Consider the following 14488-nt stretch of genomic DNA (forward strand, 5'->3'; position numbering starts at 1 on the left):
GGGAGGCGGCCGGGCAGTGCGCGCGCGTCCCGCGGACCCGATGGGCCGGCGCGTCGGCACGCCAAGATAGGCTGTCCTAACCCGACTTTCGATCCGAGGACCTCGCGATATGACCGATCTCATCGACACCACCGAGATGTACCTGCGCACCATCCTCGAGCTCGAGGAGGAGAACATCGTGCCGCTGCGCGCACGCATCTCCGAGCGGTTGGGGCACTCGGGGCCGACGGTGTCGCAGACCATCGGGCGCATGGAACGCGACGGACTGGTCGTCGTGACCGAGGACCGCAGTCTTCAGCTCACCGACGACGGCCGACAGAAGGCAGTTGACGTCATGCGCAAGCACCGGCTCGCCGAGCGGCTGCTGTCCGACGTGATCGGACTCGACTGGGCCTACGTGCACGAAGAGGCCTGCCGGTGGGAGCACGTGATGAGCGAGCAGGTCGAGCGCCGTCTCGTCGAGCTCCTCGGCCACCCGACCGAGTCGCCCTACGGCAACCCGATCCCCGGTCTCGATCAGCTCGGAGACGTTCCGGCGACCCAGTTCGAGCAGGGAGTGGTCGGGCTCGTCCGCCGTCTCAACGAGGCCGGCGAGCCGATCTCCGGCACCGTCCGCCGGCTCGCCGAGCCGGCGCAGGTCGATCCCGAGCTGCTGCAGCAGCTCAAGGGAGCCGGCGTCGTGCCCGGTGCCACCGGCGACTACCGCTACAACGAGGGGTACGTCCTGGTGCAGATGAACGGCAGCGACGAGGGCCTGGAGCTGCCGGTCGAGGTGGCTTCGCACATCTTCCTGGTCGACGACCGCCGGTAGCCCACATGCCCAGGCATCTGCCAGGCCCGGAGCGTGACATATTCGTTACCTTCGGGTAGCCTCGAACAGTCCACCCGGCGAGAAGCCCGCCGACAGGACCCCGCACGGATTGCCTCCGTGGCTCGTCGTCCGCGCGGTGAAGCCCGCATACCGTGCCCCGACACCGAATGCCGACGAGCCAGCGCTCCGGCGCCGAGGCGCCGGAGGACAGTTTGGCTGAAGAGAACGAGTCGCTCGCGAGCGAGTCCGAGACCGAGACGACCAGTCTGACCAGACGCAGTCGCGCACGCCGCGCCCCCGCGCGTCGTCAGAAGGCGGCCCCGCCCGCCGCGAGCAAGCCCGAGAAGGCGGCGGTGCGTCCCGCGACGACCGCGCCGAAGCGTGCGGCGAAGCAGCTGCGCAGCCTCGTCGTGCTGAGCATGGTCGGCGGCCTGGTCGCGGTGACGGCACTGCCCGCCTTCGCGGGCGTGCTCAAGTCCGAAGAGTCGGTCACGCTTCAGCAGATGGCGGTCGACGACGCGCAGTCGCTCGTCGTGGGCTCCGACGTCAACGCCACGCAGCTGTCCCGTCAGAGCTACTCGGCGACGACGTCGGAAGAGATCGCGAAGAAGAAGGCCGCTGAGGCGGCTGCGGCGGCGGCAGCCGAGCGTGCTCGGCTCTCGGCGAGTGTCGCCTCGACGATCCAGGTCGACCTCAGCATGGTGGCCCCGGGATCGGGTGCGGTCCGCTGGCCGCTCGCCGCCTACACGCTCGGTGAGGGCTTCGGCACGCGCGGCGGCGCGCACATGGGCGTCGACATGCTCGCTCCCGCCGGTACGCCGATCTACGCTGCGGCGGCCGGTGTGGTCAAGGTGTCGCAAGAGAGCTACGGCGGCTACGGTGTCGCCGTCACCATCGACCACGTCATCAACGGGCAGCGCGTCGGCACGCTCTACGGTCACATGACCTACGGCAGCCGCCAGGTCGTTCCCGGGCAGACCGTGCAGGCGGGCCAGATCATCGGCCTCGTCGGCAGCACCGGTCGGTCCACGGCGAACCACCTCCACTTCGAGACGTACATCAACGGGTCGAATGTCGACCCGTACGCCTGGCTCCAGTCCAACGCCGGCTGACCCGGCGCGCCTGGTCGCAGCATCCGGCTCCCCTCGCTCTCGGGCGGGGGGAGTCCTGCGTTCCCCGACACGCCACGGGGCGTTCACCGAGCGCTGCGGCCCTCGCCGCTCTCCGGTGCGTTAGCCTGAGTCCGACGCTGAGAGAAGCGGAGGGAGCCGATGGGCGACACACCACGCATCCGCACCATGGATGCGCTCGGACGCCTCGTCCTCCGGCATTGCACGAGCGGACACCGCGGCATTGCCGTGGTTCCAGGGCGCTGTCTGTAGAGACAGCGCCTTTTTTCATGCCCCTGCGCAGATCGATCGTCGCGCAAGTCGAATAACCGAGAAGCCGTCCCGGCCATTCGAGAGGATGATCAATGCGCACTCTGGTGCTGAACGCGGGCTATGAGCCGCTCGCCGTCGTTTCGTTCAAGCGAGCTCTCGTGCTGGTGATGAATGAGAAAGCCACTGTCATCGAGCACACCGATGGCGATCCCGTGTGGGGCACGAGACGTGCCTATGATCGCCCGGCGGTGATCATCCTGACCCGGTATGTCCGCGTTCCCGGCGGGCGACGGGTGCCGGTCACGCGCCGAGGCGTGCTGCGGCGCGACGCGCATCGCTGCGCCTACTGCGGGGCGTCGGCCTCGACGATCGACCACGTCCTGCCCCGGTCGCGCGGCGGCGGCGATTCGTGGGAGAACCTCGTCGCGTGCTGCCTGCGCTGCAACAACGTCAAGGGCGACCGCACGCCGCAGGAGATGAACTGGGAGCTGCGGTTCACGCCGCACCCCCCGCGCGGCGCACAGTGGACTGTCCGCGGCACCGAGCGCACCGACCCCCGGTGGGAGCCGTACCTGGCACTGGCCGCCTGACCTGTCGCCGGTCGCAGCGGTCGCGGTTCCGCGGCGGGTGTCGGTGGGGTGCCCGCCGCCTGCGGTGCACAATGTCGGCGATCGCCGAACCACAGGACGGTGACGGATGCCTCGGGCCCGCGATGTCGTCGCGGCGCCCACGTTGTGCACGCCCCGCCCGGGTGCCGGCTGGTGCAGGGGGCGCGCTCAGCGGGGGTCGAGCAGGGTGAGCCAGCGGGCGAGGATCGGCTCGAGGGCCGCGGCATCCGCTGACCCCAGCTCGTCGAGCAGCCGATGCTCGTTCGCGAGGTGCGCGGTGAACGCGCGGTCGATGAGGTCGCGTCCGGCCGGAGTGAGGCGCACGAGGCGCCGGCGGGCGTCGGATGCCTCGACCCGGCGCTCCACGAGTCCCCGCGCCTCCAGCCGGTCAACGCGCTTGGTGAGCCCGCCCGTGGTGACCAGGGTGTGGTCGGCGAGGTCGCCGGCCGCTCGCTCGTACGGCTCGCCGGCGCGGCGGAGGGTCGCGAGAACGTCGAACTCGCCCTCCGAGAGGTCGAACTGCGCGTAGACCGCGACGAGTCGCTCGGTCAGAGCGAGCGCCACGCGGTGCAGTCGCGCGATCACGCCCTGGGGAGAGGAGTCGAGGTCGGGGCGCTCGCGCTCCCACGCCGCCATGATCTCGGCGACGCGATCGACGGGAGCGGGGGTGGCGGCATTCATGGATCCACTTTATCTTCCCGGTAAGATAAAGTATCTTCCGTGGAAGATAAACGATGGCGATGGATCGCGATCACGGCGGTGGCGCCCATCGCATGGGGCAGCACCTATGTGGTGACGCGGAACCTGCTCCCGCCCGAGTCGCCGCTGTGGGGCGGAGTGCTGCGAGCGCTGCCTGCGGGGCTGATCGTGCTCGCGGCGGCGCGGGTGCTGCCGCGGGGATCGTGGTGGTGGCGGTCTCTCCTTCTGGGCACCCTCAACGTCGGCGGGTTCTTCGTGCTCGTCTACGTGGCAGGACAGCGCCTGCCCTCGGGCCTCGCCGCCACGCTGATGTCGACCTCGGCGGCGTGCATGCTGCTGTTCGCGTGGCTCATGCTCGGTCGGCGACCGCGGGCCGCGGCGGTCGCCGGTGCGGGCATCGGTCTGGTCGGGGTCGGGGTGATGCTCGGGGTCGACCTCTCCGGAGTCGACCCCTGGGGTGTGGCGGCGTCCCTCGGGGCGATGGTGGCATCGTCGGTGGGCTTCGTGCTGACCGCCAAGTGGGGCGCGGCTGTTCCCGCCCTCCCCATGACGGCGTGGCAGCTCGTCGCGGGGTCGGCGGTGCTGCTGCCGGTCGCCGTGGCGGTCGAAGGCGCGCCGCCGGTCCTCACGGCCGGGTCGGCGGCGGGCTTCGCCTATGTGGCTCTCGTCGCGACGGCGCTGGCCTACGCCGCCTGGTTCGCAGGACTGCGGCATCTGACGCCGGGAGCGGTCGGCATCATCGGGCTGCTCAACCCCGTGACGGGTGTGGCGCTCGGGGTGCTGGTGGCGGGGGAGGCGATCGGGCCGGCCCAGGCGGTCGGCGTCGCCCTTGTTCTCGCGGGGGTGGTGCTCGGTGCCCTGCCCGCTCGGGTCGGCGGGCCGACGGAGTCGGCACGATGGAATGAGACTGTCGGAAGTACGAAGTAACGTCATCCTCGGGATTGAATCATTAGAACAAAGATTCTAGGATGATCGAATGACGGCAGTGCGCGATCGAGCCGGCGTGGCGGGAGATGTGGCCTCCCTCCGCGCGCAGCTCGAGCGGGTCCAGGGCCGTCGCCTGGATGCGCCGGTTCTGCCCGTGCATCCCGCTCTGGCCTCCCTGCTTCCGGGCGGCGGGTTGCGTCCGGGCGCTGCCTATTCTCTCTCGCGCTCGACGTCGCTGCTCCTCGGGCTGCTCGCTCAGCCGTCGCAGTCCGGCTCCTGGTGCGGAGTGGTGGGGATGCCTCGGCTCGGCGCTGAGGCTGCCGAACGCCTGGGCGTCGACCTGTCGCGGCTCGTGCTCATCCCCGAGCCGGGTCCGCGATGGCTCGCGGTCACCGCCACGGTCGCCGAGGTGCTGCCGGTGGTGGCCGTCCGCCCTGCCGGGCGCGCCCCCGACGGCGAGATCTCCCGGTTGGCGGCACGGCTGCGAGACCGCGGTGCGGTGCTCCTCGTGCAGGGGCCCTGGCCGCAAGCCGAGGCGGTGCTCGAACTCGACGCGCCGGAGTGGACGGGAGTGGGCCGTGGGCACGGCTATCTCTCCGGCCGCACGGTGACGATCACCGCGTCGAGCCGCCGATGGCCGCGTGCGCGCCGGGCGCGTGTCATGCTGCCCGACGCCACCGGAGCGATCGCCGTGGCGGCAGAGGCGGTGCCGACGCTCGCCGCCGTGCCCGACCGTGCCGACGAGCGCTGGGGCATCGGCCGAGACGTCATGCCGCTCGAGGCGAGGGCGGTGGGCTGAGATGGCCGTCGACGCACCCGTGCGGAGCCTCGTGCTCTGGTTTCCCGACTGGCCCGTCACCGCTCTGCTCCACGAGGCTCGCGCGGCGAAGCGCCCGGGCGCGAAAGGCCGATCCGCGGTCGAGACGCGGCCCGGCGCCGCGACCCGGCCCGCGAGCACCCCCGACCCGAACGCCACCCCCGACCCGGACGCCGATCCCGACCCGGACGCCGATCCCGACGAAGGTCCTTCTCTCGCTGCCGCGCGACCGATCGCCGTCATCGAGCGCAACCTCGTGACGGCATGCTCGGCGGCCGCCCGTGCGGAGGGCGTGCGGCGGGGGCAGCGCCGCCGCGATGCCCAGGCGCGTTGCCCCGGCCTGATGGTCGTGCCGGCGGATCCCGGCCGCGACCACCGTGCTTTCGCGCCGATCGTCGCGGCGCTCGAAGAGCGAGCCCCCGGCGTGCAGCTGGTGCGGCCAGGCCTGTGCGCGCTGCGCGCACGCGGCCCGGCCCGCTACTACGGCGGCGAGTCCGCCGCGGCGAAGGTGCTGCTCGACATGCTCCACGACCTCGGTCTCACCGACGTTCGCGCGGGCATCGCCGACGGCCCGTTCACCGCCGAGCAGGCGGCGAAGTGCGGCACGAGCGCGGTCGAGGCCGTGTGCGTCGTCCCCGCCGGCGGCGCCGCGGGCTTCCTCGCACCGCTGCCGGTCGCGGTGCTCGACGCCTCTTCCCTCGGAGGCGTATCGTCGGCTTCCGCGTCCGACGACCTCGTGGGGCTCCTCGCCCGGCTGGGAGTGCAGACCCTCGGCGACTTCGCGGCCATGGCCCCCGATCGGGTGCGCGAGCGGTTCGGGGAGCGAGGCATCCGGCTTCACGCCCTCGCCGGCGGACGCGACTCCCGCCCGGTCGAACCGCGCACCCCGCCGCCCGAGCTGCATCGTGAGATCGCGTTCGAGCCGCCCCTCGAGATCGCCGATCAGGTCGCGTTCGGCATGCGTGTCACCGCAGACGACTTCATCGCGGGTCTGGGGGCCGTCGACCTGGTGTGCACCGAGCTGCGGGTCGAACTCGTCGGCGATCGGGGCGAGCGCAGCGAGCGCGTGTGGCTGCATCCCGGCTCGTTCGACGCCGCCGCCGTCGTCGACCGCGTCCGGTGGCAGCTCGCAGAGACCACCGAGGGTCTGCGCAGCGGCGTGGCGCTGGTGCGCATCTCTCCCGAGGCGGTCGATGCCGCGTCGCACCACGCGCCGGCGATCTTCGGCGGCGGTCCCGAAGAGAAGGTGCATCACGCCCTGTCTCGCGTGCAGGCGATGCTGGGGCATCGGGGCGTGCTCACCCCGTCGATCGGCGGGGGACGCTGGCTGATCGAACGGCAGGTTATGGTGCCGTGGGGCGACCGGCACGCGAAAGGTCCCGACGGGCTCGCCGCGCAGCGCGCCCGGCCCTGGCCGGGAAGCCTGCCCGACCCGCTGCCGGCGACGGTGTTCGCCGAGCCGATCCCGGTCGACGTCCGAGCGCTCGGCGGCGAGATCATCGACGTCGACGAGCGGGGGAGCGTGTCGGCCGTGCCCGCCACGTTCGTCGAGAGCGGGCGGCGGCGCGCGATCGAGGCGTGGGCGGGTCCGTGGCCGGTGGTCGAGAGGTCGTGGGATGCCGCGCGCTCACGTCGCGCCCACCGGTTCCAGGTCGTCGATGCCGACGGCGGCGCATGGCTGCTGGTGTGCGAGGGCGACTCCTGGACGGCGGAGGCCACCTATGACTGACACGCGTCGCGGGCGCACCGGGCGGTGGTGACCGATGGGCTTCAACAACCCCTCGGTGCCGTGGTCCGAGATGGAGCGCGTGCTGAGCGATCGGCGTCGCCCGTCCGGCCGGCCGGCCGGTGCCGACGGCGGAGACAGTCCGGCCTGGTCGCACAAGCGCGGGCCGTACGTCGCACCGGGCATCGCCCGCCCCGTCGACGCGATTCCCTACGCCGAGCTGCACGCGCACTCGTCGTTCTCGTTCCTCGACGGCGCATCGTCGCCCGAAGAGCTCGCCGAAGAGGCCGAGCGTCTCGGACTCCATGCTCTCGCCGTCACCGACCACGACGGCTTCTACGGGATTGTCCGCTTCGCCGAAGCGGCCGAGCACCTCCGGCTCCAGACGGTGTTCGGCGCCGAGCTGTCGCTCGAGCTGCCGGCGCCCCAGAACGGCGAAGCAGATCCCGTCGGCGCCCACCTGCTCGTCCTGGCCCGCGGCGAAGAGGGCTACCACCGCCTGGCCGGCGCCATCACCCACGGGCAGCTGCAGGGCGCCGAGAAGGGGCGGCCGGTCTACCGCCTCGACGAGCTCGCCGACCAGGGCCGCGATCACTGGGCGGTGCTCACCGGATGCCGCAAAGGAGCGGTCCGTCGCGCGCTCGCCGATCTCGGACCGGACGCTGCCGCCCGCGAGCTCGACCGGCTCGTCGACCTGTTCGGGCGCGACGCCGTGCACGTCGAGCTCATCGATCACGGGAATCCGCTCGACACGCGCCACAACGACGTGCTCGCCGGCCTCGCCCGGGAACGCGGACTGCCGCTGCTGGCCACCAACAACGTGCACTACGCCGCGCCGCGACGGCAGTTGCTGGCCGCCGCCGTCGCCGCGGTGCGCGCCAACCGCGGCCTCGACGAGCTCGACGGGTGGCTGCCCTCGCACGCAGGGGCGCACCTGCGGTCGGGCGCCGAGATGGCCGAGCGGTTCGTGCGGCATCCCGATGCCGTCGCCCGCACGGTCACGCTCGCCGACGAACTCGCCTTCCCGTTGCGGAGGGCGAAGCCGGCGCTCCCCAGACAGGAGGTTCCCGACGGCCACACGCCCATGTCGTGGCTGCGGCACCTCGTCTGGGAGGCGGTGCCCCGGAAGTATCCCGACCTGTCCGAGAAGGACCGCATCCGCATCGAGAAGGAGCTCGGTGTGATCGAGATGAAGGACTTCCCCGGCTACTTCCTGATCGTGCACGGCATCGTGCAGGAGGCGCGGCGTCGAGGCATCCTGTGCCAAGGTCGCGGCTCTGCCGCCAACAGCGCCATCTGCTACCTCCTCGACATCACCGCCGTCGATGCGATCGCCTACGATCTGCCGTTCGAGCGGTTCCTGTCGAGCCTGCGCGACGAGGAGCCCGACATCGACGTCGACTTCGACTCCGATCGGCGCGAAGAGATCATCCAATGGGTCTACGGGCGGTACGGGCGCGATCGGGCCGCCCAGGTCGCGAACGTCATCCAGTACCGCCCGAAGAACGCCGTCCGCGACATGGCCAAGGCGCTCGGGCACTCGCCCGGACAGCAGGATGCCTGGTCGAAGCAGGTCGAAGGGTGGGGAGCGCACCTCGAGACCGGGCCGGGTCACGACATCCCCGACCGCGTGCTCGAGTTCGCCGGCGAACTGCTCAAAGCCCCCCGGCACCTCGGCATCCACTCCGGCGGCATGGTGCTCACCGACCGCCCGGTGGGCGAGGTCGTTCCCATCGAGCACGCCCGCATGGAGAACCGCACGGTGATCCAGTGGGACAAGGACGACGCCGCCTGGATGGGGCTGGTCAAGTTCGACCTGCTCGGGCTGGGGATGCTCGCCGCCCTCCAGTACTGCTTCGACATGATCCGCGCCGCCACGGGCGAGGACTGGGAGCTGGCGACCCTTCCCAAAGAGGAGAAGGCGGTCTACGACATGCTGTGCCGGGCGGACTCGATCGGGGTGTTCCAGGTCGAATCGCGAGCGCAGATGGGGCTGTTGCCGCGTCTGCAGCCGCGCCGGTTCTACGACCTGGTGATCGAGATCGCGCTGATCCGTCCCGGGCCCATCCAGGGCGGCGCCGTGCATCCGTTCGTGCGGCGCAAGCTCGGCATGGAACCGGTGACCTACGCCCACGAGAAGCTGGTGCCGGTGCTCGAGCGCACGCTGGGCATCCCGGTGTTCCAGGAGCAGCTGATGCAGATGGGCATGGCCGTCGGCGGGCTCAGCGGCGAAGACGCCGACCTGCTGCGCCGGGCCATGGGCTCGAAGCGCGGGGTGGAGCGCATCGAGTCCTTGAAAGAGAAGCTCTACCGCGGCATGGCCGAGAACGGGCTCGTCGGCGACGAAGCCGATGCGATCTACGCCAAGATCCAGGCGTTCGCCAACTTCGGGTTCGCCGAGTCGCACTCGCTGTCGTTCGGGCTCCTCGTCTACGCCAGCTCGTGGATCAAGCTCCACTATCCGGCCGCGTTCCTCGCCGGGCTGCTGCGCGCGCAGCCGATGGGCTTCTACTCGCCGGCATCCCTCGTGTCGGACGCCCGCCGGCACGGCGTGGAGGTGCGCCGGCCCGACCTGCACCTGTCGGGGGTCGAAGCGGTGCTCGAACCGGTCGAGCCAGACGCCGGAGGGCCGACCGGACTCGACGCGTGCACCCTTCGGCACCAGCCGCCGGTCGGCGACTTCGACATCCACGCACCGGACGAATCCGCCGCCCACCGCCGCGACGGACGGTACTCGGTGCGCCTGGGCCTCGCGGCGGTGAAAGGCATCGGAACGAAGGTCGCCGAACGCATCGTGGCCGAGCGGGAAGCCGGCGGGTCCTACCGTGACCTGCGCGACCTCGTGCGGCGCACCAGCCTCACCGCGGCGCAGGTCGAAGCGCTGGCGACCGCCGGAGCGTTCGACGGACTCGGCCTCACCCGGCGCGAAGCGATCTGGCAGGCGGGGGCGGCCGCGCTCGACCGGCCCGAGTTCCTGCCCGACTCCCTGGTGTCGGTGCAGCCGCCGCTGTTCGCCGATCAGACCAGCTACGAACGGCTCGCGGCCGACCTGTGGGCCACGGGGGTGTCGACCGACGACCATCCCCTCACCCACTACCGGTCGGGGCTCGATGCGCGAGGAGTGCTGACCTCGCGCGAGCTGCGCTCCCACGAGACCGGACGGCGCATCGAAGTGGCGGGACTGGTCACCCATCGGCAGCGGCCGGCCACAGCATCCGGGGTCACCTTCCTCAACCTCGAAGACGAGCACGGCGTCGTCAACGTCATCTGCTCGGTGGGCGTGTGGAACCGGTACCGCCGGGCTGCGCGCGACGCGCCGGCTCTCATCGTCCGCGGCGTGCTCGAGCGCTCGCCGGAAGGGGTGACGAACGTGCTCGCCGACCGGTTCGAAGACCTCAGGGTCGGTGTGCGCCACCAGTCCCGCGACTTCCGGTGAGCACAGGTCTTGGTCACCTTCCGTGCACCCCGACGACAGGAGCGCGGGTTACGCTCTATTGGCTGCTCCGGTCGTTGTTCGCCGCGTCACCGCGCGTCGGCCGGAAGCGGGAGGGATGCACATGAGGGTCGTCGCGAGCTCGGACTGGCGAGACGACCTCCCCTTCGACACCCCGGTGGTCGTCGCCGACATCTCGCCCGGGGAAGACTCGCGATGCTTCGTGTGCGGCGCCGATTCCGACCCCCGCCCGCGGACCGAGCTCTGGGCGGTCAAGCACCGCCACCCCAAGCATCACGGCGGCTACGTCCGGTTCTACTGCGCCGAGCACCGACCCGCCCCGCCGCGGCCGCAGCCCGTCGTCGACCGCCGCTCCGCCCCGCGGACCGCACCGCGGCGCTCGCCGAGCCGCCCCGCCGCCGCCACCATCGAGCGGCCGAAGGCGATCTGCCCGAACTGCTTCGTCGAGGTCCCCTCGTCGGGCGAGTGCGGGATCTGCGGCACCACCGTCGCCTGACGCATCGGCGGATTCGCGCCACGCCATCCTCGGGTCTAAGGTAGGTGAGGCTACCCTAATCAGGGCGCCCTCATCTCCACGGAATCCCAGTGCTCGCAACGTTCCTCATCGGCCTGCGCGAAGGTCTCGAAGCCGCCCTCGTCGTCGGCATCCTCGTCGCCTATCTCACCCGCCTCGACCGCCGCGACGTGCTCCCGCGACTGTGGGTGGGCGTCGGGCTGGCCGTGACCCTGGCGCTGGCCATCGGAGCGATCCTCACCTTCGGCGCGTACACGCTGACCTTCGAGGGTCAGGAGATCCTCGGCGGCACGCTGTCGCTCGTCACCGTCGCGATGGTCACGTGGATGATCTTCTGGATGCAGCGCACCGCGCGCTCCCTCAGGCGCACACTCGAGGAGGGCGTCGACCGGGCGCTGGCCGCCGCGAGCCTGTGGGCCGCCGTCGTCGTCGGTTTCGTGTCGGTCGCCCGTGAGGGCGTCGAGACGACGCTCCTGCTCTGGTCGATGGTGCAGTCGTTCGGCGACGCCCCCGTCGCTCTGCTCGGCGCCCTGCTCGGGCTGGCTGCCGCCGTCGTCCTCGGGTGGCTGCTGGCGCGAGGGATGCTGCGCCTCGACCTGCGCCGCTTCTTCACGTGGACCGGGGCTTTCCTCATCGTCGTCGCCGCCGGCGTGCTCGCGTACGGCATCCACGACCTGCAGGAGGCGGGCGTCATCGCCGGCCCCTTCACCGCGGCGGCGCCGCTCGATCCTGTCACCGGGGCCGTCGCCGTCGGCTGGGCCGCCTTCCCGTTCGGCTGGGCGTTCGACGTGAGCGCCGCGATCCCGCCCGGCTCCCCGCTGGCGGCCGTGCTGCAGGCCACCGTCGGATTCATGCCGCGGATGTCGTGGCTGCAGGTGATCGCGTGGGCACTGTACGTCGGGGTCGTCGGCGCCATATGGGCCCGGGGTCAGCGCCGGCAGCCTCGGCCGCGGTCCGCAGCCCTTCCCGCCTCGCCGGTCGAGGCATCCGTTCCCGTCACCGCACCGCAGGGAGACTCATGACAAACCCTCGCCACCTCGTCCGCGTCGCCGCCCTCGGCACGGCGGCGCTGCTCCTGTCGGGATGCGTCGCGAAGACCGACGCGTCCGCCACCGGCGCGCTCACCGTCTCCTCGACCGCCGACGGATGCGCTGTGTCGCAGGCGACCGCTTCGAGCGGCACCGTCGCCTTCGACGTCACGAACCGCGGCGACGAGGTCACCGAGTTCTATCTGCTCGCCGAGGACGGTCTGCGGATCGTCGGCGAGGTCGAGAACATCGCGCCGGGCGCGTCGCGGACGCTGACCCTCGTCGCCCAGCCGGGCGACTACTTCACGCTCTGCAAACCCGGCATGGTGGGCGACGGCGTCGGCCGCGCGAGCTTCACCGTGACCGGCGACGAGGTGGCGGTAGGCGGAGCGGATGCCGAGCAGAAGCAGCGGGCCGTCGATCTCTACGCCGCCTTCGTGAAGGACCAGGTGGGGCAGCTCCTCCCCGCCGTCGAGACCTTCGTGACCGCGTACCAGACCGGCGACGACGCCGCAGCGCGGGAGCAGTTCCCCGAGGTGCGCGCCTCGTACGAGCGGATCGAGCCGGTCGCCGAGGCGCTGGGCGACCTCGACCCCCGCATCGACTACCGCGAGGTGGATGCCGTGGCCGAAGGCCTCGACTGGACCGGGTTCCACCGCATCGAGAAGGACCTCTGGGTGCCCGCGAAGGACGCGCTCAACGCCGACGGCGAGACGCCCGCGTGGCAGGATTGGGCACCCTCCACCCCGGACGAGCGCCGCGGCTACGGCGATCAGCTCATCGCCGACGTGCAGGAGCTGTACGACTACGTGCACTCGGCCGAGTTCCAGACCGCGCTGGACGCGCAGGGCGTCGCCGGTCTGTCCAACGGGGCCCGGGCGCTCCTCGACGAGGTGGCCACCGGCAAGATCACCGGCGAAGAGGACTGGTGGTCGGGCACCGACCTGTGGGACTTCGCCGCCAACGTCGAGGGCTCCAAGATGGCGTTCTCGCTCGTGGAGGACTTCGCCGCGTCGAAGGGCGACGACGGCGCCGCCCTCGTCGAGGAGATCGACGCGGGCTACGCCGACCTCGAGGCGGCTCTCGCGCAGCATGGCTCGCTGGCCGACGGCTTCCGCACCTTCACCGAACTGACCGATGCCGACAAACGCGAACTGACCGACCTGCTGAACGCGCTCGCCGAGCCGATCTCGCAGCTCACGGTCACCGTTCTGGAGTGAGATGAGCGAGCAGCCCGAATCGGAGCGGCCGGCTCCCGGCGTGTCGCGCCGCGGCCTGTTCGGCCTGGCGCTGGGCGCGGGTGCGGCCGGGCTGGCCCTCGGGGCGGGCGGGGGAGCGACCGCGGGCGTTGCGGTCGGTCGCGCGAGAGAAGCGGATGCCTCGGCCTCGGCGTACGAGTTCTACGGCGCCCATCAGGCCGGTGTGGTCACCCCGGTGCAGGATCACCTGCACTTCGCCGCCTTCGACATGATGCCCCGGACGAATCGTGACGACCTCGTGTCGCTCCTCCAGGACTGGACGTACGCGGCGGCGCGTCTCACACAGGGTCTCGACGTGAGCGCGAGCGGAGCGGTGGGCGGGCCCGTGCAGGCACCGCCGGACGACACCGGCGAGGCACTCGGTCTGCCGGCGAGTGGCCTGACCCTCACGTTCGGCTTCGGCCCGACCCTGTTCGAGCTGGACGGCGAGGATCGCTTCGGGATCGCCGCCGGGCGTCCGGCGGTGCTCGAGCGGCTCCCGGCCTTCCTGGGGGACGATCTCGATCCGGCCGCGTCCAACGGCGACCTGTGCATCCAGGCGTGCGCCGACGACCCCCAGGTCGCCGTCCACGCCGTCCGCAACCTGAGCCGGATCGCCTTCGGCCGCGCCCGGCTGCGGTGGTCGCAGCTGGGGTTCGGCCGCACCTCCCGTACCACGACGACGCAGGCGACGCCGCGGAATCTGTTCGGGTTCAAGGACGGGACCGCGAACATCCTCGCCGGTGATCGTGCCGGGCTCGACGAGCACGTGTGGGTCGCGGCATCCGATGACCCGGCGTGGATGGCGGGCGGCTCGTACCTGGTGGCGCGCAAGATCGCCATGATGATCGAGACGTGGGATCGCGTGCCGTTGAGCGAGCAGCAGACGATCGTCGGTCGCACCAAAGCAGAGGGCGCGCCGTTGTCGGGCGGCGACGAGTTCGCCGCGCCGGACTTCGCCGCCGTCGACACCGCCGGGACGAAGGCGATCCCCGAGACGAGTCACGTGCGGTTGGCGCACCCCGACCAGAACGGCGGCACCCGGATCCTGCGCCGGGGCTACAACTTCGTCGACGGGAACAACGACCTGGGGCGGCTGGATGCGGGTCTGTTCTTCCTGTCGTTCCAACGCGACCCGCAGCAGTTCGTGCGGCTGCAGCGGTCGTTGTCGTCCGATGTCATGAACGAGTACCTCCGCCACGTCGGCTCCGGGCTGTGGGCGGTGCCGCCGGGAATCGCCCCCGGCTCGTTCGTGGGGGCGGGCCTCTTCGGCTGAGTGGCACG

12 protein-coding genes are annotated in these 14488 nt (G+C 71.5%); 11 read left to right on the top strand and 1 reads right to left on the bottom strand.

Annotated elements, in window-relative coordinates:
- The first annotated feature begins 109 nt into the window (after positions 1 to 109).
- The 3 genes from ACFUTX_RS03490 (at position 110) to ACFUTX_RS03500 (ending at position 2783) form a co-directional block, all read left to right on the top strand.
- Positions 110 to 811, top strand: coding sequence for a metal-dependent transcriptional regulator (locus tag ACFUTX_RS03490; RefSeq protein WP_378860792.1), 702 nt, complete (start codon positions 110 to 112; stop codon positions 809 to 811).
- Between the two features lie 167 nt (positions 812 to 978).
- Positions 979 to 1923, top strand: coding sequence for a M23 family metallopeptidase (locus tag ACFUTX_RS03495; RefSeq protein ID WP_378860793.1), 945 nt, complete (start codon positions 979 to 981; stop codon positions 1921 to 1923).
- Between the two features lie 362 nt (positions 1924 to 2285).
- Positions 2286 to 2783, top strand: a complete 498-nt coding sequence (locus ACFUTX_RS03500) for an HNH endonuclease (protein WP_378860794.1) — start codon at positions 2286 to 2288, stop codon at positions 2781 to 2783.
- Positions 2784 to 2969: 186 nt separating this feature from the next.
- Here ACFUTX_RS03500 and ACFUTX_RS03505 read toward each other — a convergent pair whose 3' ends face one another.
- Positions 2970 to 3482, bottom strand: coding sequence for a MarR family winged helix-turn-helix transcriptional regulator (locus tag ACFUTX_RS03505; RefSeq protein WP_378860795.1), 513 nt, complete (start codon positions 3480 to 3482; stop codon positions 2970 to 2972).
- Between the two features lie 39 nt (positions 3483 to 3521).
- Between ACFUTX_RS03505 and ACFUTX_RS03510 the strand changes: the two genes are divergently transcribed.
- The 8 genes from ACFUTX_RS03510 (at position 3522) to efeB (ending at position 14480) form a co-directional block, all read left to right on the top strand.
- Positions 3522 to 4427, top strand: a complete 906-nt coding sequence (locus ACFUTX_RS03510; protein ID WP_378860796.1) for an EamA family transporter — start codon at positions 3522 to 3524, stop codon at positions 4425 to 4427.
- Between the two features lie 49 nt (positions 4428 to 4476).
- Positions 4477 to 5226 carry a hypothetical protein gene (locus ACFUTX_RS03515; RefSeq protein ID WP_378860797.1) on the top strand — a complete coding sequence of 250 codons (750 nt, stop codon included), beginning with the start codon at positions 4477 to 4479 and terminating at the stop codon, positions 5224 to 5226.
- A gap of 1 nt (position 5227) precedes the next feature.
- Positions 5228 to 6973, top strand: coding sequence for a DNA polymerase Y family protein (locus ACFUTX_RS03520; protein ID WP_378860798.1), 1746 nt, complete (start codon positions 5228 to 5230; stop codon positions 6971 to 6973).
- 34 nt (positions 6974 to 7007) lie between these two features.
- A complete protein-coding gene (locus ACFUTX_RS03525) occupies positions 7008 to 10406 on the top strand; it encodes an error-prone DNA polymerase (protein ID WP_378860799.1) in 3399 nt (1132 codons plus the stop codon).
- A 121-nt stretch (positions 10407 to 10527) separates the two neighbouring features.
- Complete coding sequence (locus ACFUTX_RS03530) at positions 10528 to 10920, top strand: glucose-6-phosphate dehydrogenase (RefSeq protein WP_378860800.1); 393 nt, start codon at positions 10528 to 10530, stop codon at positions 10918 to 10920.
- Between the two features lie 89 nt (positions 10921 to 11009).
- Positions 11010 to 11960 (top strand): iron uptake transporter permease EfeU, encoded by a 951-nt coding sequence (efeU, locus tag ACFUTX_RS03535; protein WP_378860801.1) that lies wholly within the window; start codon positions 11010 to 11012, stop codon positions 11958 to 11960.
- On the top strand, positions 11957 to 13186 hold the full coding sequence (gene efeO / locus ACFUTX_RS03540) for an iron uptake system protein EfeO (RefSeq protein ID WP_378860802.1): 1230 nt from the start codon (positions 11957 to 11959) through the stop codon (positions 13184 to 13186). The genes efeU and efeO overlap by 4 nt, the downstream gene beginning before the upstream one ends.
- A 1-nt stretch (position 13187) precedes the next feature.
- Positions 13188 to 14480, top strand: a complete 1293-nt coding sequence (gene efeB / locus ACFUTX_RS03545) for an iron uptake transporter deferrochelatase/peroxidase subunit (protein ID WP_378860803.1) — start codon at positions 13188 to 13190, stop codon at positions 14478 to 14480.
- Positions 14481 to 14488: the final 8 nt, after the last annotated feature.

It is taken from the genome of Microbacterium sp. NPDC057407 (assembly GCF_042803895.1).
Classification (GTDB): Bacteria; Actinomycetota; Actinomycetes; order Actinomycetales; family Microbacteriaceae; genus Microbacterium.